16 protein-coding genes are annotated in these 15,110 nt (G+C 63.1%); 3 read left to right on the top strand and 13 right to left on the bottom strand.

Features of this window, described 5'->3' with window-relative positions; genetic code table 11:
- Positions 1–27: 27 nt before the first annotated feature.
- The 6 genes from AC58X1_RS09175 to AC58X1_RS09150 all read right to left on the bottom strand — a co-directional run bounded on the left by AC58X1_RS09175 (position 28) and on the right by AC58X1_RS09150 (position 5,277).
- Positions 28–681: an HAD family hydrolase gene (locus tag AC58X1_RS09175; RefSeq protein WP_150572544.1), complete on the bottom strand. Its 654-nt coding sequence runs from the start codon at positions 679–681 to the stop codon at positions 28–30.
- Positions 682–703: 22 nt separating this feature from the next.
- Entirely contained in the window at positions 704–1,693 is a 990-nt protein-coding gene (locus AC58X1_RS09170) for an ABC transporter ATP-binding protein (protein ID WP_497428722.1), read from the bottom strand.
- A 1-nt stretch (position 1,694) separates the two neighbouring features.
- Positions 1,695–2,489: an ABC transporter permease gene (locus AC58X1_RS09165; RefSeq protein WP_497428721.1), complete on the bottom strand. Its 795-nt coding sequence runs from the start codon at positions 2,487–2,489 to the stop codon at positions 1,695–1,697.
- The gene (locus AC58X1_RS09160) at positions 2,479–3,285 is read right to left on the bottom strand and encodes an ABC transporter permease (protein WP_497428788.1); all 807 of its coding nucleotides are present in this window, start codon (positions 3,283–3,285) and stop codon (positions 2,479–2,481) included. The genes AC58X1_RS09165 and AC58X1_RS09160 overlap by 11 nt, the downstream gene beginning before the upstream one ends.
- 29 nt (positions 3,286–3,314) lie before the next feature.
- The gene (locus tag AC58X1_RS09155; RefSeq protein ID WP_101321694.1) at positions 3,315–4,121 is read right to left on the bottom strand and encodes an alkaline phosphatase family protein; all 807 of its coding nucleotides are present in this window, start codon (positions 4,119–4,121) and stop codon (positions 3,315–3,317) included.
- Between the two features lie 94 nt (positions 4,122–4,215).
- Positions 4,216–5,277 (bottom strand): ABC transporter substrate-binding protein, encoded by a 1,062-nt coding sequence (locus AC58X1_RS09150; protein ID WP_101321693.1) that lies wholly within the window; start codon positions 5,275–5,277, stop codon positions 4,216–4,218.
- A gap of 328 nt (positions 5,278–5,605) precedes the next feature.
- Between AC58X1_RS09150 and AC58X1_RS09145 the strand changes: the two genes are divergently transcribed.
- Positions 5,606–6,319: a UTRA domain-containing protein gene (locus tag AC58X1_RS09145; protein WP_101321692.1), complete on the top strand. Its 714-nt coding sequence runs from the start codon at positions 5,606–5,608 to the stop codon at positions 6,317–6,319.
- Positions 6,320–6,328: 9 nt separating this feature from the next.
- On the opposite strand, the gene AC58X1_RS09140 is transcribed toward AC58X1_RS09145, so the two are convergent.
- The 7 genes from AC58X1_RS09140 to minC all read right to left on the bottom strand — a co-directional run bounded on the left by AC58X1_RS09140 (position 6,329) and on the right by minC (position 12,878).
- Complete coding sequence (locus AC58X1_RS09140; RefSeq protein WP_150572546.1) at positions 6,329–8,506, bottom strand: mechanosensitive ion channel family protein; 2,178 nt, start codon at positions 8,504–8,506, stop codon at positions 6,329–6,331.
- Positions 8,507–8,550: 44 nt separating this feature from the next.
- A complete protein-coding gene (locus AC58X1_RS09135; RefSeq protein WP_178080787.1) occupies positions 8,551–8,718 on the bottom strand; it encodes a hypothetical protein in 168 nt (55 codons plus the stop codon).
- A gap of 95 nt (positions 8,719–8,813) precedes the next feature.
- Positions 8,814–10,103, bottom strand: coding sequence for a M18 family aminopeptidase (locus tag AC58X1_RS09130; protein WP_101321690.1), 1,290 nt, complete (start codon positions 10,101–10,103; stop codon positions 8,814–8,816).
- Between the two features lie 71 nt (positions 10,104–10,174).
- Complete coding sequence (locus AC58X1_RS09125) at positions 10,175–10,810, bottom strand: RluA family pseudouridine synthase (RefSeq protein WP_101321689.1); 636 nt, start codon at positions 10,808–10,810, stop codon at positions 10,175–10,177.
- 138 nt (positions 10,811–10,948) lie between these two features.
- On the bottom strand, positions 10,949–11,203 hold the full coding sequence (minE, locus tag AC58X1_RS09120) for a cell division topological specificity factor MinE (protein WP_101321688.1): 255 nt from the start codon (positions 11,201–11,203) through the stop codon (positions 10,949–10,951).
- A gap of 3 nt (positions 11,204–11,206) precedes the next feature.
- On the bottom strand, positions 11,207–12,019 hold the full coding sequence (minD, locus tag AC58X1_RS09115) for a septum site-determining protein MinD (RefSeq protein ID WP_101321687.1): 813 nt from the start codon (positions 12,017–12,019) through the stop codon (positions 11,207–11,209).
- Positions 12,020–12,119: 100 nt separating this feature from the next.
- Positions 12,120–12,878, bottom strand: coding sequence for a septum site-determining protein MinC (minC, locus tag AC58X1_RS09110; RefSeq protein ID WP_150572547.1), 759 nt, complete (start codon positions 12,876–12,878; stop codon positions 12,120–12,122).
- A gap of 111 nt (positions 12,879–12,989) precedes the next feature.
- Here minC and AC58X1_RS09105 point away from each other — a divergent pair, with 111 nt between their 5' ends.
- A complete protein-coding gene (locus tag AC58X1_RS09105) occupies positions 12,990–13,925 on the top strand; it encodes a lipid A biosynthesis lauroyl acyltransferase (protein WP_101321685.1) in 936 nt (311 codons plus the stop codon).
- A gap of 25 nt (positions 13,926–13,950) precedes the next feature.
- Positions 13,951–15,093 (top strand): patatin-like phospholipase family protein, encoded by a 1,143-nt coding sequence (locus tag AC58X1_RS09100; RefSeq protein WP_497428720.1) that lies wholly within the window; start codon positions 13,951–13,953, stop codon positions 15,091–15,093.
- Positions 15,094–15,110: the final 17 nt, after the last annotated feature.

Below are 15,110 nucleotides of genomic sequence, written 5' to 3'. Positions count from 1 at the left end.
CATGCCGGGGCTCAGGCCCCGGCAGTTTCACTTCCAGGCGAGGATCGGCCAGCCCTGCTGCTCGGCATGGGCGCGCAGGACCGGGTCCGGGTTGACTGCCTTGGGATGATCGACCTTGAGCAGCAGCGGCAGGTCATTGCGCGAGTCAGAATAGAAACTCGCGCCCTCGAGGTTTTCCTGCTCCTGATCCAGCCATTCCAGCAGCCGTGTGATCTTGCCCTCGCGGTAGGTCAGCACGCCATGAGTGTTGCCGGTGTACACGCCATTGACCGCTTCCAGTTCGATCGCCAAGTACTCGTCTACACCCAAGCGGGCTGCGATCGGCCCGACCAGGTGGGTGCCAGAAGCCGAGATGATCAGCACCCGATCACCTTGCTTGCGGTGCTCGGCAATGCAGCGGCAGGCGTCGCCGTAGATGATCGGCTCGATCACATCTTCCACCCATGGCTCGACCAGGTGCGCCAACTCCTCCAGTGTGCGCCCGGCAACCGGCTCGAGGCTGAAGGCCATGTAGTCTTCCATGGCCATCTCACCCTTGCTGTACGCTTCCATCAGCTCGCGGTCACGGCGTAGAAACGACTCGCCATCGACCCAGCCCAGCCGCACCATGTGCTCACTCCACAGCGACGCGCAGTCGCCATGGATCAAGGTTTCATCGAGATCGAAAATTGCCAAAGCCATCGGTACTTCTCCTGAGCTACTTCTATGCCACTTCGCGTAGCGCCGTTGGGTCGATAGCCAAGGATACCCGTTGACCGTCCGCATGCAGATCCTCTGACGAGCGATTGAGCACGTCAACCACCAGTTCGACACCGCGCACCTCGACCCTGTAGCGGATGACGTTGCCGAGCAGGCTATGGCTGCGCACCAGGCCGTCCAGTTCGCCGGTGAGGCTCAGGCTGATCGACTCGGGGCGGATCGCCAGGCGGCTGCTGACCGGGCGTTGCAACAGGCGGCTGGCGCTGTCGGCATCGAGCAGGTTGTAGTTGCCGATAAAGCCTGCGGCAAACAGGTCCACCGGCGCGGTGTAGAGGGTTTCGGCGTCGCCACTCTGGACGATCCGGCCCTGGTTCATCAGGAAGATGCGGTCGGACATGGTCAGCGCCTCTTCCTGGTCGTGGGTGACGAAGATCGTGGTCAGCCCCAGCTCGCGCTGAATTGCCCGAATCTGCTCGCGCAGGTGCTTGCGAATACGTGCATCCAGTGCCGACAGTGGCTCATCCAGCAGCAACAGGCGCGGCCTGGTCACCAGCGATCGGGCCAGCGCCACCCGCTGGCACTGGCCGCCCGACAACTGATGCGGATAGCGCCCGGCAAAGCTGCCCAGCTCGACCAGCTCGAGCACTTCGCGCACCCGCGTGCGGCTTTCTTCAGCAGGGGTTTTCTGCATGCGCAAACCGAAGGCGACGTTTTGCTCGACGGTCATGTTGGGGAACAGTGCATAGCTCTGAAAGACCATGCCGATGCCGCGTTTTTGCGGGCTCAGCGGCACCAGGTCGTGGCCGTCGAGGAGGATCCGGCCGCTGTCGACCGGGGTCAGCCCGGCAATGCAGCGCAGCAAGGTCGACTTGCCGCAACCGGACGGGCCGAGCAGGGTGACGAATTCGCCGCGCTGGATCTGGCAGTCGATATCGTCAAACACCGGGCTGCCGGCGTAACTCTTTTGCAGTTTCTCTACGCTGACGAAGCTCATCTCAGGGTTTGTCCTTGTTCAAGCGATTGGCCACCCAGGTCAACACCAGGACGAAGGCGAAATAGGAAATCACCAGCGCGCTGTTGAAGTGGCCGCTGCTGTTGCGCATGTTGTTCAGGTACACCTGCAGCGTTTCGTAGCGGGTGCCGACCAGCAGGTTGGCGAACACGAATTCGCCGAACAAAAACGAGAACGACAGCAACAGCGCCACCATCAGGCCCTTGCGCAGGTTTGGCAGCACCACCAGAAACGCCGCCTGCCAGGTGCTGGCGCCGAGCAGTTGGGCAGCGTCCATCAGGTCGTGCAGGTTGATCGCCTGCAGGTTGTTGGTGATGGCCCGGTACATGAACGGCAGCGCTACGGTGAAGTAGCAGCCGATCAGAATCCACGGCGTACCGACCATCGCCATCGGCCCGCTGCCATACAGCTGCAGCAAGCCCACCGACGACACCACCGGCGGTACCGCAAACGGCAGCAGGATGAGGATGTTCATCAGCGCATCCAGCCGCGGGAAGTGGTAATGCACCACAAACAGCAACGGCAGGATCAGCACCACCGACAACAGCAGCGCGCCGACGCACACCAGCAGCGACTGGCCGAAGGCGGCCAGAAAGCGCGGCTCGCTCCACAGCGCCACGTACCATTTGAAAGTCAGGCCGCTGGGCAACAGGCTCGCCGACCAGCTGGTCGACAGCGAGTAGAGCAGGGTGCCGGCCAGCGGCAGCAGCAGGATCAGAAACAGCAGGTAGACCACGGCGCGGTGGTACCAGCCGCCAGGGCGGGATTCAGCGCGCATGGTAGCTCCTCTTCAACAGCCATTGATGAACCACCGTGACCAGCGTCATCAGCCCCACCAGCACCATCGCCAGGGCGCTGGCCAGGTTCGGGTCGAGGCTGATGTCGCCCGCCACCAGCGCCGCGATGCGGATCGGCAGCACGTTGAAATTGCCCGTAGTCAGTGCATAGACCGTGGCGTAGGCACCGAGGGCATTGGCCAGCAGAATCACGAAGGTGCCGAGCAGCGCCGGGGTCAGCACCGGCAGGCCGATGTGCCGCCAGAATTGCCAGTGGCTGGCGCCGAGCAGCGCCGCGGATTCGCGCCAGTCTTCACGCAGGGCGTCGAACGCCGGGTACAGCAGCAACACGCCGAGCGGGATCTGGAAGTAGGTGTACACCAGGATCAAGCCGGTCTTGGAATAGATGCTGAAGTCTTCGAGCAGGCCGACCTGCTTCAGCAGCAAGGTCAGTGCGCCGTTGAAGCCGAGCAGAATGATGAAAGCGAAGGCCAGCGGCACTCCGGCGAAGTTGCTGGTCATGTTGGCGAAGGCACTGACGAAGTCGCGCAGCTTCGAGTCGACCTGGCGCAGCGAATAGGCGCCAAGGGTGGCGATGATGATGCCGAACAGGCTCGACCAGAAGCTGATCTCCAGGCTGCGCTGCAGCGCCTGCAGATAAAACTTGGAGGCGAACACCTTGCTGAAGTTGTCCAGGCTCCAGCCGCCCTCGGCCTGCACGCTGTGAATCGCCACCCAGCCCAGCGGCGCGATCTGGAACACCAGAAAGAACAGCGCGAACGGCAGCAGGCAGAGCATGGCCAGGTAGCGCCCGCGGGTGCCGGCCTTCACGACAGCAGCTCGCGGCAAACGCTTTTGTCATGGGCGGCGCCGAGCAGCTCGCAGATCGTTCCGCACAGCTCGGTCTGTAGCGGCTTGGCATTCTGGTCGAGGCTGAAGGCGCTGCCGAAGACGAACAGCGGCACCTCGCGCTCCTCGGCCAGCAGGCCATTGTGCGAGCGGTCGTTGTTCATGCCATGGTCGGCGGTCACCAGCACCTGGTAACCCTCTTCGAGCCAGCGCGGCAGGTAGTCGGCCAAGAGGATGTCGGCACCGCGCGCGGCATTGCGGTACTGGCTGCTGTCGAGGCCATGACGATGGCCGGCATCGTCGATGTTCATCGGGTGTACCAGCAGGAAATTCGGGGCGTGGCGGCGGCGCAGGTACTCGGCGTCGGCCAGCAGGTGCGAGTCGGGGTAGTGATCGGCGTAGTAGAAAAGCCCGTGCTGGATCGGCAGCTTTGGCGCATGGGTATGGCGATCGCGCAGCGGGTCGAACGGCGAGCGATTGTACAGCTCGCTCATCCAGTGATAGGCCGCAGCCGCAGTGCCCAGGCCTGCCTCGCGGGCGTAGTGAAACACGCTGCGCTGGTTGGACAGGCGGTTGACGTTGTTGTGGACGATGCCGCTTTCCAGCGGTGGTACGCCGGTGAGAATACACTCGTAAAGCGGCCGCGACAGCGACGGCAGCTCGCACTGGACCCGGTACAGCGCAGCGCGGTCAGCCTCGACGTAAGCGTGCAGGTGGCCCATCGCATGGTGGGCGACCTCGTGGTTGAGGCCGTCGAGCAGGACCAGAATGACGTTGTGTTGCATGGAGACTCCACGGCAGGTGGATCACACGGTGGGGTTGCCCTCTGCCCCGCTGTTACGGTGCAGAGAGCTGTTCAGAGCATTACCCAAGCAAGCGTCATTCCATCTCGATGATGACCTGCTCCTGCCATTTTTGCGGCAGCGCCTTGGAGGTGGTCTCCCAGGCCGTGGCGTCCTTGATTGGCTGGGCCGGCGCGTACTGCTCATTGGGCAGCAGCTTGGCCTGTACATCAGCCGGCAGCTTCAGGTGCTCGGCACGGATCGGCCGCGCGTGGCCATTGGCCAGGTTGATCTGGCCGGCGTCGCTGAAGATGTATTCGCGAGCCAGCTTGGCCGCGTTGGGGTTTTTGGCGTACTTGTTGATGATGGTGGTGTAGCCCGAGGTAATCGAGCCGTCAGCCGGAATCAACACCTCGAAGCGCTCAGGGTCGATCTGCTGGCGGTAGCTCAGGCCATTGAAGTCCCAGACCACGCCGACTTCCACTTCGCCTTTCTCCAGGGTCTGGATGGTCGGGTTGGCCAGCGACAGGCGTTTCTGCTGAGCCAGTTTGGTGAACAGCTGCAGGCCTGGCTCGATGTTGCGTTCATCACCCTTGTAGGCGATGGCCGCGGCGAGCACGCCGTTGGCCGCTTGGGCTGCGGTGCCGACGTCACCGATGGCGACCTTGTACTTGCCCTTCTCGAGGTCGTGCCAGGTTTTCGGCCGCTCGCCTTCCTTGACCAGCTGCTTGTTGATGATGAAAGCAATGGTGCCGGTGTAGGCCAGCGCCCAGTGGCCGTCCTGGTCCTTGGCCCAGGTCGGTACCTGATCCCAGGTGCTTGGCTTGTACGGCTGGCTCACGCCCTTGGCCACGGCGATCGGGCCAAAGGCGGCACCGACGTCACCGATGTCGGCGCTAGCGTTGTCCTTTTCCGACTCGAACTTGGCGATTTCCTGCGCCGAGCTCATGTCGGTGTCCATGTGCTTGAGGCCGTACTTGCTGGCCAGGTCATCCCAGGTAGCTTTCCAGTTGGCCCACGCATCGGGCATGCCCACGCTATTCACCGCGCCTTCCTTGCGGGCTGCATCTTCCAGTGTCTTGAGGTCGTCGGCGGCCATTGCCGAGGTGCACAGGGCGATGGCCGAACCGAGCAATGACGCCATGAAAAACTGTTTCATCCGAAGCTCCTTGGGTGGAATGCCTTGCAGGCGATATGAGGATGCAAACCGTGCGCGTGACGTAAGTGGTCTAGGTCAGCAAACCTTGCGCCAAGGTAGGCCGCCAGCGTGACAGTTTGATGTAGGTCAGCGCCTTGGCCGGCCTACCGGGATGCCTGAAAATACAGCGTAGACCAGATCCCATGCCTTGATTCGCCTGGCCTGATGCATTTTCAATGTCACCCTTGAGGGGCTTCTGTAACCGGATGTTCATGGCCTGTGCCTAGGCTTGCACTATTCTCCAGTTGCCCTGTTGTGGGGCTGGACTAGTCCAGATAGGTAACCTTTGATGCAAGCGACGCCAGCGCGCGCGGTAACAGTCATCTGTCATGCCCTGCAGGAGCAGATCGAACACGGCCTGCTGGCGCCGGGCGGCAAACTGCCGGCCGAGCGCAAGCTCAGTGAAGTCTTCGCCACCACGCGCATCACTCTGCGCGAGGCACTGCTGCAGCTGGAGGCACAGGGCTTGATCTATCGCGAAGAGCGCCGTGGCTGGTTCGTTGCGCCGCAGCGGTTAAGCTATGACCTGATTGCCCGTAGCCACTTCCACGCGATGGTTCGCGAGCAGGGGCGGGTGCCGGCCACCGAGCTGTTGTCGGCGCGCCTGCAGCCGGCCTCGGCGGCGATCTGCGCGCGCTTGCGCCTGCCGGGGTTGTCCAGCGTGGTGCAGATCTGCCGGGTCCGGCGGATTGACGGGCGCGCGGTGCTGTATACCGAGCACTACCTGGCGCCAGCGTACTTCCCGCAGATTCTCGAGCAGGACCTCAGTCAGTCGCTGACCGAGATCTACGCTCGCGAGTATCAGATTGAATATGGCCGGGTCTGCTTCGAGATCCTGCCCACCGCGTTGCCTCTGGCCGCCGCCAGTGCGCTGAAGATCTCAGCGGGCAGTCCGGGCCTGCAGGTGACCCGGGTCAACTGCGATCAGCAGGGTCATCTGATCGACTGTGACCTGGAGTACTGGCGCCATGATGCCGTGCGGATCAGGGCCGAGGCGGGCTAGCCTGAACAGTCAACGGGTCGGCGGCGCTGTTGGTGCATCCTGGGCAACCGCTTCGCTCAGCCCGCCGCCACCGGCCGTGACCACCTGCACCGACAGCCGCGGCATCGCCAGGTCGAGGCCGGCTGCGTCAAGTTGGCGTTTGAGCGCCAGGTTGAACGCCCGCGACACTTCCCACTGCTTGATCGGCGCAGTCTTGAAGCGCGCCCGCAGGATCGCCTGGCCGGCCTCGAAGCTTTCCACCCCTTGCAACTCCAGTGGCGACCAGATGTTGCGGCGCATCAGCGGGTCGCTGCGCAGGGTCTGGCCGACCTCACGGATCAGGGTGATGGCCTTGTCGATGCTCATGCCGTGAGGCACGGCCACGCGGAAGATCGCGTAGCCGAACTCACGCGAGTAGTTCTTGATGCTCTTGATTTCGCTGAACGGGATGGTATGCACGATGCCATCGATATCGCGCAGGCGCACGGTGCGGATGGTCAGGCCCTCGACGGTGCCCAGGTGGCCGCCGACTTCGACATAATCGTCGATGGCCAGTGAGTCTTCGATGATGATGAACAGCCCGGTGATCAGGTCGGCGACCAGCGACTGCGCACCAAAGCCGATGGCCAGGCCGATGACACCGGCACCGGCCAGCAGCGGCGTGACGTTCATGCCCATGTTGGCCAGGGCGACAATCACCGCAATGATGAAGATAGCCACGAACATGACGTTGCGGATCAGCGGCATCATGGTCTGCGCGCGGGCGTTGGCCAGGCCACGGCGCGAGCGCACCAGCGCATGATGCACCGCCGTGTCGGCGAGGATCCACACCAGCCAGGCGGCGATCAGGGTACCGGCCAGGCCGAGCAGACGCAGGCTGACGTCATGCCCTTCGCCCTCGGCAAAGCCGATCATCGACAGGCCCCAGACGCGCAGGCCAAGCTCGATGAACACCAGCCAGATCAGCACATGAAGCAGGGCGTAGCCAAAGTTGCGCAAGCGCTCGGCATACACCGCCTGACGGCGATTGATCCGCTTCGGGTTGGCCGCGTGGCGGCGCACCAGGCCATTGACCACCATGCACACCACCACCAGCACGGTACACATCAGCGACTGGCGCAGGGCTGTGCTGGTATCGCCAGCGGAAACGAAGGTGGCCACCAGCGAGATCGCCACCAGAATCATCGCTGGAATGAACCAGAAGCTGCCGAGAATCTCGATGGTGTCACTCAGGGTGCGCCGGTTCAGCCGACGCGACAGTGGCTGGTTGCGAATCAGGTGGGCAATCGGGCGGCGGAAGCGCAGCACGAACAATCCGGTGCACAGCGCCGCCAGCACGTTGGCCAGGGTCGCCAGAGCGTGGGCCAGGTGGGTGCCCAGCGCTGCGGTCAGGCGCGGGTCGTTCATCGCTTCGCCAAACGCGGCGAAACTGCCGATCAGCCACAGCGGGCGAAACGCCTGATGCCGCAGAATATGCAGGGCGCGGTGGCGGTGCGGGCCATCGAGCAGGGAGAAGGCAATCACGCAGATCGCCGAGAAGCAGGTGCCCACTACCAACGCGTAAGCCAGCACCATCGCCATCGATTTGCCCAGCGAGGGGGGCAGGGCGAAGCTCAGGTAGACGGTGATGATCAGTGCCACCAGCCACGGCCCCAGTTTGCGCAAGGCAAACAACACCAGGTCACCGGTGCGCGGGTGTTGCGGCAGCTCAGCCTTGAGACCGAAGCGCAGGCGCACGCGCTGACCGATCCAGTTGAACAGCATGGCCAGCAAGCTCCACACCGCAATCACAGCCGCGAAGCCGAACAGAATCGCCGGCCACTGCTGCACCGGCACGATCAGCGCGCTGAGCTCATCCTGGGCCTGATTGATTTCCAGCGACCAGCGCCGAAACGGGCTTTCATCGCCGCTGAACTGCTTTTCAATGTCATGCAGGGCGCCGCTGATGAGCCCGAGCACGCCTTGTTCCGGGTTGGCCTGGGTCTGTTTGCTGGCATCACGGAGTTTTTTCAGGTCGGCCAGCAGCTTGCTGCGTTGCTGGTCGTTTTCGAGGTTCTTGATCACCTCGTCCAGCGACTTGGCCAGCGGCTCGCTGGCTTGCGGTTGTGCCGGCGCGTTCGAGCCGAGCAGGCCGGGAATGCCGGCGGCATAGCTCGGCGTGATGAACAGCAACAGCAGCAGGGTCAGGCAACGCAGGAAGACAGGCACCGGAAAAACTACCTCAGGACAATCGATCGACCGAGTGTAGAGGTTTATGTGGGCAGTTTCTCGAGGATCTTCCAGCACATGATGCCGAAAATGCCCAATGTGCCGATCCACATCATCAGCACCCCGGCGTTGCGCTCGCGCAGACTGAAGCCGATGGTCAGCAGCATCAGGAACAGAAATACCGGAACGAACAACGAGAGAAAGGGCGACATGCGACAGAATCCTTCTGCGGGGTAACTGGATAGCCACTATGCATCCAGCATAGCGGCTGCGCCGAGGGTGGCCATTGACCCTCGGCAGGTTGCCTTCAAGGCAGTTCGCGGGTGCGGTAGAACGCGCTCAGAACCTTGACCAGGTGAGCCAGGTCATGGCTGCCGCACAGCTCGCGGATCGAGTGCATGGCAAAGGTCGGCAAGCCGATGTCGACCGTGCGCACACCCAGGTGGCTGGCGGTGATCGGGCCAATGGTCGAACCACAACCCATGTCGCTGCGCACCACAAAGCTCTGCACTGGTACTTCTTCAGCCATGCACAGGTGGCGGAAGAACCCGGCGGTTTCGCTGTTGGTGGCGTAGCGCTGATTGTTGTTGACCTTGATCACCGGCCCGGCATTGAGCTTGGGCCCATGATTACCGTCGTGCTTGTCGGCGTAGTTGGGGTGCACGCCGTGGGCGTTGTCGGCCGAGATCATCAGCGAACGCTGGATCACGCGAACGTACTCGTCGCCATCCGGCAGCAGGCGCTGCAGGGTTTGTTCGAGCATTGGGCCGTCGGCGCCGCAGGCCGAGCTGGACCCGACTTCTTCATGGTCGGTGCAGACCAGCACGCAGGTCTCGTCGCTGTCGGTTGCCAGCATCGCCTGCAGGCCGGCATAGCACGACAGCAGGTTGTCGAGGCGGGCGCCGGCGATGAAGTCACCATTGAGGCCGATCAGGGCCGCGTCCTGGGTGTCGTAGAAGCTCAGCTCGTAGTCGAGCACCACGTCGGCATTCAGTTCGTGTTCGCGGGCCAACTGCTCGGTGAGCACAGCGCGGAAATCGACCCGCTCGTCACCGGCCACCTGGGCGATGATTGGCGGCAGTTCGAGCTGGGCATTGATCGGCCAGCCTTCGTTGGCGGTGCGATTGAGATGGATCGCCAGGTTGGGGATCACCGCGATCGGCAGCTTGAAGTCGACCAACTGGCTTTCGACCTTGCCATCACGGCGGAAGGTCACCCGCCCGGCCAGCGACAGGTCGCGGTCGAACCACGGCGCCAGCAGCGCGCCGCCGTAGACTTCGACGCCCAGCTGCAAAAAGCCGTGGCGCTGCAGTTCAGGCTGCGGCTTGACTCGCAGGCACGGGCTGTCGGTGTGCGCGCCAACCATGCGGATACCGCTCAGCAGCGGTGATAGCGAACCGAGCTTGATCGCGATCAGCGACGAGTCGTTGCGGGTCAGGTAGTAACGCCCGCCAGGCACGGTGGCCCAGCTGTCACGCTCGTCGAGGCGCTGAAATCCAGCGGCCTCGAGGCGCTGGACCAGGCTTGCCGTGGCGTGGAAGGGCGTCGGGGAGGCCTTGAGGAATTCGATCAGGCCCTGGTTCAAAACATCGCGCATAGTTCACTCCAGACAGCAATGGCGCGAGTTTAACGCAGTTCTGCGACGTTTTGTGTCGGCGCACAGCGACTTCAGAACGGAGCCGGGCACTCGAACTTCAAGCGCTCACCGCTGACCGGATGGGTAAAGCTGAGCATGCTCGCGTGCAGGCATAGCCGCTCATGGGCGGCCAGCGCCTCCGGGTTGGCGTACAGCCGGTCGCCGAGCAGCGGATGGCCGATCGACAGCATGTGCACGCGCAGTTGATGCGAGCGGCCGGTGATCGGCGTCAGCTCGACCCTGCAATAGTCGCCACAGCGCTCGACGATGCGCCAGAAGGTCAGTGCATGCTTGCCTTGCTCATGGTCGACCACATGCCGCGGTTTGGTCGGCGGGTCATAGCGCAGTGGCAGGTCGATGCTGCCGCTGTCCAACGCCGGCTGGCCCCAGCACAGTGCGGTGTAGGCCTTTTCGGTTTCGCGATCATGAAACTGGCGCGACAGTTCTCGATGACTGTCGGCATCCCGAGCGAGCAGGATGATCCCCGAGGTTTCCCAATCGAGGCGATGCACGATCAGCGCTTCCGGGTAGCCGTTTTCCTGCAGGCGGGTGATCAGGCAGTCCTTGTTGTCGTCGGCGCGGCCCGGCACCGAAAGCAGCAGGGTCGGCTTGTTGATGACCAGGACAGCGTCGTCCTGATGAAGGATGTGCACGTTCGACAGGGGCATTGTTGCGTCTTCTCTGGAAAAACTGACAAAAGCGGCCCTGAACCGCAAAACAGCCACGGGCGGCACCAGATGTTCTGGTTGCGTCAGTGGCTGCTTCGCGGTTCAGGGCCGCTCCTGCAGGTGTGCCTGCAGCGTTGATTAACGCTCGGGCAGGGTGATGTTCAGCTCGAGGATCGAGCAGCTGCCTTGGTTCTCCAGGGCAACCACCACGTCATCGTTGCCGATATTGACGTACTTGCGGATCACCTCGACCAGCTCTTTCTGCAGCGCCGGCAGGTAGTCCGGCGTGGTGCGCTGACCGCGCTCGTGCGCCACGATGATCTGTAGACGCTCTTTCGCTACCGACGCACTGCTCTGTTTCTGTCTGCCACGAAAGAAGTCAAAAAGGTTCATGGTTTACTTGCCTCCAAACAGGCGCGCGAAGAATCCTTGCTTCGGCATTTCGATGAACCGCAACGGAAGGTTTTTCCCGAGCAGGCGGTCGATGGTGTCGCTGTAGGCCTGGCCTGCATCGCTCTGATCGTCGAGGATGACCGGCACGCCTTGGTTCGAGGCTTTGAGTACGGCTTCGGACTCCGGAATCACGCCGATCAGATCTACCGAAAGGATGTCCTTGACGTCGTCGACCCCGAGCATCTCGCCTTTGCTTACGCGCTCTGGGTGGTAGCGGGTGATCAGCAAGTGTTCCTTGATCGGGTCTTCATTACGCTCGGCGCGGCGCGACTTGCTCGCCAGCAGACCGAGCATACGATCCGAGTCACGTACCGAAGACACTTCCGGGTTGGTCACAATGATCGCTTCGTCAGCGAAGTACATGGCCAGGTGGGCGCCCTTTTCGATACCGGCAGGGGAGTCGCAGACCACGTATTCGAAGTCTTTCTTCAAGTCCATCAGGACCTTCTCGACGCCTTCCTGAGTCAGCGCGTCCTTGTCGCGGGTCTGGCTGGCAGCCAGCACGAACAGGTTCTCAAGGCGCTTGTCCTTGATCAGTGCTTGCTGCAGGTTGGCTTCGCCATTGACCACGTTGACGAAGTCATACACCACGCGACGCTCGCAGCCCATGATCAGGTCGAGGTTACGCAGGCCGACGTCGAAGTCGACGATGACAGTCTTGTGCCCGCGCAGGGCCAGGCCGGTACCGATGGCGGCGCTGGTGGTGGTCTTGCCCACACCCCCTTTGCCGGAAGTAACCACGAGAATCTTGGCCAAGGTGTTTCACCCCTAAATAAAATAGTCGGGACAGCAGTCCCTGAAAAAGCACAAAACGGCAACGATGAAAAAGTTGCTCTAAAAATGCCGCAAGTATCCGTTAAAGCCGGGTGATGTTCAACACATCGCCAGACAGGCTGACCTGTACCCCCGAACCCCATAGTGGGTCGCGGCGCAGGTCTTCGCAGACCCGGTACTGACCGGCAATCGAGACCAGCTCTGCGGTCATCTGCTGGCAGAAGATGCGCGCCTTGGTGTTGCCCTTGATCCCCGCCAGGGCCCGACCACGCATTGCGCCGTAGACATGGATGTTGCCATCGGCAAGAAGTTCCGCACCCGGGCTGACCGATGTGGTCACCACCAGGTCACCGCCCTGGGCGTAGATCTGCTGGCCACCGCGCACCGGCGTGGTGATGATCCGGGTCGGCCGCACTTCCGGCTCGGCGGGTACCACGGGCGCCGGTTCTGGCTCGGGCTTCTTGACTTCCGGCTCAGGCTCCAATGGCCGCTCGCGGGCACCGGACGGCGGCAGCACGGGCAGGTCGATGGCAATCGCCGCAGCGATGTCTTCGATACGGTTGGCGCGGATCGCCAGAGTGCGCAGGCCATGGTGGCGGCAGATGCGCATCAGCCCGGGCAAATCGATGGCGCCTTCGCCGGCCGGCAGTTTGTCCAGCGCCAGCACCAGTGGTGTATTGCTGAAGAAATTCGGTGCCAGGGCGACTTTTGCCGCCAGCTGGCGGTCCAGCGATTCAAGGTCGTTGCGCGCCAGTTCCAGAACGGTAATGGCAAGCATGCTGCCCTTGAGCTGGAACGCGGGGGCGTGTTCGGGGGTGTGGTTTGGGCTCATGGTCTGCATAGACGGCTTGTAACGGAAAAAGTGCCCTGACTTATAACGAGAACGCGGGTTGCCCGCAACCGGCGGCGATCCGTTGTAGAATGCGCGGCCTTTGTCTTTCCGGAAGCTTGAATGGAACGCCCGCGTTTTCGTCGTTATTTTCTCCACCCGCGATTCTGGGGCCTGTGGTTGGGCCTGGGGCTGCTGTGGCTGACTGTGCAACTACCGTATCGGGCACTGCTGGCGCTGGGCCGTGCGCTGGGCGCGGTGATGTATCGCTTTGCCGGCGAGCGTCGGCGCATCGCTGCGCGCAACCTCGAGCTGTGCTTCCCTGAGCTTTCCGCCGACCAACGGCTGCGGTTGCTCAAAGAAAACTTCGCCTCCACCGGCATCGCCTTCTTCGAAATGGCCATGAGCTGGTGGTGGCCAAAGGCCCGGCTGGCGCAGCTTGCGCATATCGAAGGCATCGAGCACCTGCAGGCCGCCCAGCGCGATGGCCAGGGCGCGATTCTGATGGCGGTGCACTTCACCACCCTGGAAATCGGCGCCGCACTGCTCGGCCAGGTGCACACCATCGACGGCATGTACCGCGAGCATGGCAATCCGCTGTTCGACTTCATCCAGCGCAGTGGCCGCGAGCGGCATAACCTCGATTCGCTGGCGATCGAGCGCGAGGACGTGCGCGGCATGCTCAAGCTGCTGCGCAGCGGCCGCGCGATCTGGTACGCACCGGATCAGGACTACGGCGCCAAGCAGAGTGTGTTCGTGCCGCTGTTCGGTATCCCGGCGGCAACGGTTACCGCCACCACCAAGTTTGCCCGTCTGGGCAAGGCGCGGGTGATTCCGTTCACTCAGCGCCGGCTTGAGGATGGCAGCGGTTACCGTTTGGTTGTGCATCCACCGCTGCAGGACTTCCCGGGCGAGACCGAGGAGGCCGACTGCCTGCGCATCAACCAGTGGGTCGAGAGCGTGCTGCGTGAATGCCCGGAGCAGTATCTGTGGGCGCATCGCCGCTTCAAGTCGCGCCCTGAAGGCGCGCCACGGCTGTACGACAAGAAGCAGCGCTGACGCCAGCGCATCCAGGGAGGATCACATGACTGCAACCACGGGCCTGATTCTCTCTGGCGGCGGTGCCCGCGCGGCTTATCAGGTGGGGGTGCTGGCAGGTATTGCCGAGTTGCTGCCGCCTGGCGCGGCCAACCCGTTCCCGGTGATCGTCGGTACCTCGGCCGGGGCCATCAATGCGGTGACGCTGGCCAGCGGTGCAACTCGTTTTGCCGAATCGGTGCAGCGCCTGACCGCCTTCTGGCAGAACTTCAGCAGCCATCTGGTGCTGCGCAGCGACTGGCCCGGGGTGATTCGCCAGGCCAGTCGCTTCGTCAGCCACAGCTTGCTGGGTGTGGGCGGCGACGTGCCGGTGGCGTTGCTCGATAGCAGCCCGCTGCGTGGCCTGTTGCAAGCGCACCTGCATCTTGACGGCATTGACGAGGCGCTGGCCAGCGAGCAATTGCGGGCGGTGGCCGTCACCGCCTTTGGCTACGACTCGGGCCAGGCAGTGACCTTCTATCAAGGCGGCGAGACCATTCAGCCATGGCTGCGCCACCGCCGGATTGGCGTGCCAACCGCGCTCAGCATCGAGCACTTGCTGGCCAGCTCGGCGATCCCTTTGCTGTTTGCCCCGGTCAAGCTTGGCGACGAATACTTTGGCGATGGTGCGGTGCGCCAGTCGGCGCCGATCAGCCCAGCCTTGCACCTGGGCGCAAGCCGGGTGCTGGTGGTCGGCGTCAGCGGCAACCCGCAACGACCGGCGCCGCCATTGCCCAGCCAGCGCCTGTTCAGTGGGCGCCAGCCAAGCCTGGCGCAGATCGGCGGGCACATGCTCAACAGCACCTTCATCGACAGCCTGGAAGACGACATCGAGCTGTTGCAACGGCTCAATCACCTCAGCCACCTGCTGCCGGCGCATTTGAATGCGCGGGCGCTGGGCCTGGCACCGATCGAGGTACTGGTGGTTGCGCCGAGCCAGCCGCTGGATGAAATCGCCGCTCGCCATCGACGCCAGCTGCCGGCGGCCTTGCGCATGTTCCTGCGTGGGCCGGGGGCGACTCGTACCAGTGGGGCAGGGGTGTTGAGCTATTTGCTGTTCGAGGCGAGTTATTGCAGCGAGCTGATCGAACTTGGCCGGCGCGATGCCCTGGCCAAGCGTGGGGCGCTGAGTCGTTTTCTCGGCTTGTGAGTTTTGGGGCCGCAAAG

It is taken from the genome of Pseudomonas sp. PGPR N4 (genome assembly GCF_059693665.1).
This window is presented reverse-complemented; position numbering and strand designations above follow the sequence as displayed.

What these genes read in the sequence shown, in the direction of transcription:
- minE (WP_101321688.1), bottom strand. Translation starts at nt 11,203, where the DNA reads ATGAACCTTTTTGACTTCTTTCGTGGCAGACAGAAACAGAGCAGTGCG.
- AC58X1_RS09130 (WP_101321690.1), bottom strand. Translation starts at nt 10,103, where the DNA reads ATGCGCGATGTTTTGAACCAGGGCCTGATCGAATTCCTCAAGGCCTCC.
- AC58X1_RS09170 (WP_497428722.1), bottom strand. Translation starts at nt 1,693, where the DNA reads ATGAGCTTCGTCAGCGTAGAGAAACTGCAAAAGAGTTACGCCGGCAGC.
- AC58X1_RS09155 (WP_101321694.1), bottom strand. Translation starts at nt 4,121, where the DNA reads ATGCAACACAACGTCATTCTGGTCCTGCTCGACGGCCTCAACCACGAG.
- AC58X1_RS09150 (WP_101321693.1), bottom strand. Translation starts at nt 5,277, where the DNA reads ATGAAACAGTTTTTCATGGCGTCATTGCTCGGTTCGGCCATCGCCCTG.
- AC58X1_RS09100 (WP_497428720.1), top strand. Translation starts at nt 13,951, where the DNA reads ATGACTGCAACCACGGGCCTGATTCTCTCTGGCGGCGGTGCCCGCGCG.
- AC58X1_RS09175 (WP_150572544.1), bottom strand. Translation starts at nt 681, where the DNA reads ATGGCTTTGGCAATTTTCGATCTCGATGAAACCTTGATCCATGGCGAC.
- AC58X1_RS09135 (WP_178080787.1), bottom strand. Translation starts at nt 8,718, where the DNA reads ATGTCGCCCTTTCTCTCGTTGTTCGTTCCGGTATTTCTGTTCCTGATG.
- AC58X1_RS09125 (WP_101321689.1), bottom strand. Translation starts at nt 10,810, where the DNA reads ATGCCCCTGTCGAACGTGCACATCCTTCATCAGGACGACGCTGTCCTG.
- minC (WP_150572547.1), bottom strand. Translation starts at nt 12,878, where the DNA reads ATGCAGACCATGAGCCCAAACCACACCCCCGAACACGCCCCCGCGTTC.
- AC58X1_RS09165 (WP_497428721.1), bottom strand. Translation starts at nt 2,489, where the DNA reads ATGCGCGCTGAATCCCGCCCTGGCGGCTGGTACCACCGCGCCGTGGTC.
- AC58X1_RS09160 (WP_497428788.1), bottom strand. Translation starts at nt 3,285, where the DNA reads ATGCTCTGCCTGCTGCCGTTCGCGCTGTTCTTTCTGGTGTTCCAGATC.
- AC58X1_RS09105 (WP_101321685.1), top strand. Translation starts at nt 12,990, where the DNA reads ATGGAACGCCCGCGTTTTCGTCGTTATTTTCTCCACCCGCGATTCTGG.
- AC58X1_RS09145 (WP_101321692.1), top strand. Translation starts at nt 5,606, where the DNA reads ATGCAAGCGACGCCAGCGCGCGCGGTAACAGTCATCTGTCATGCCCTG.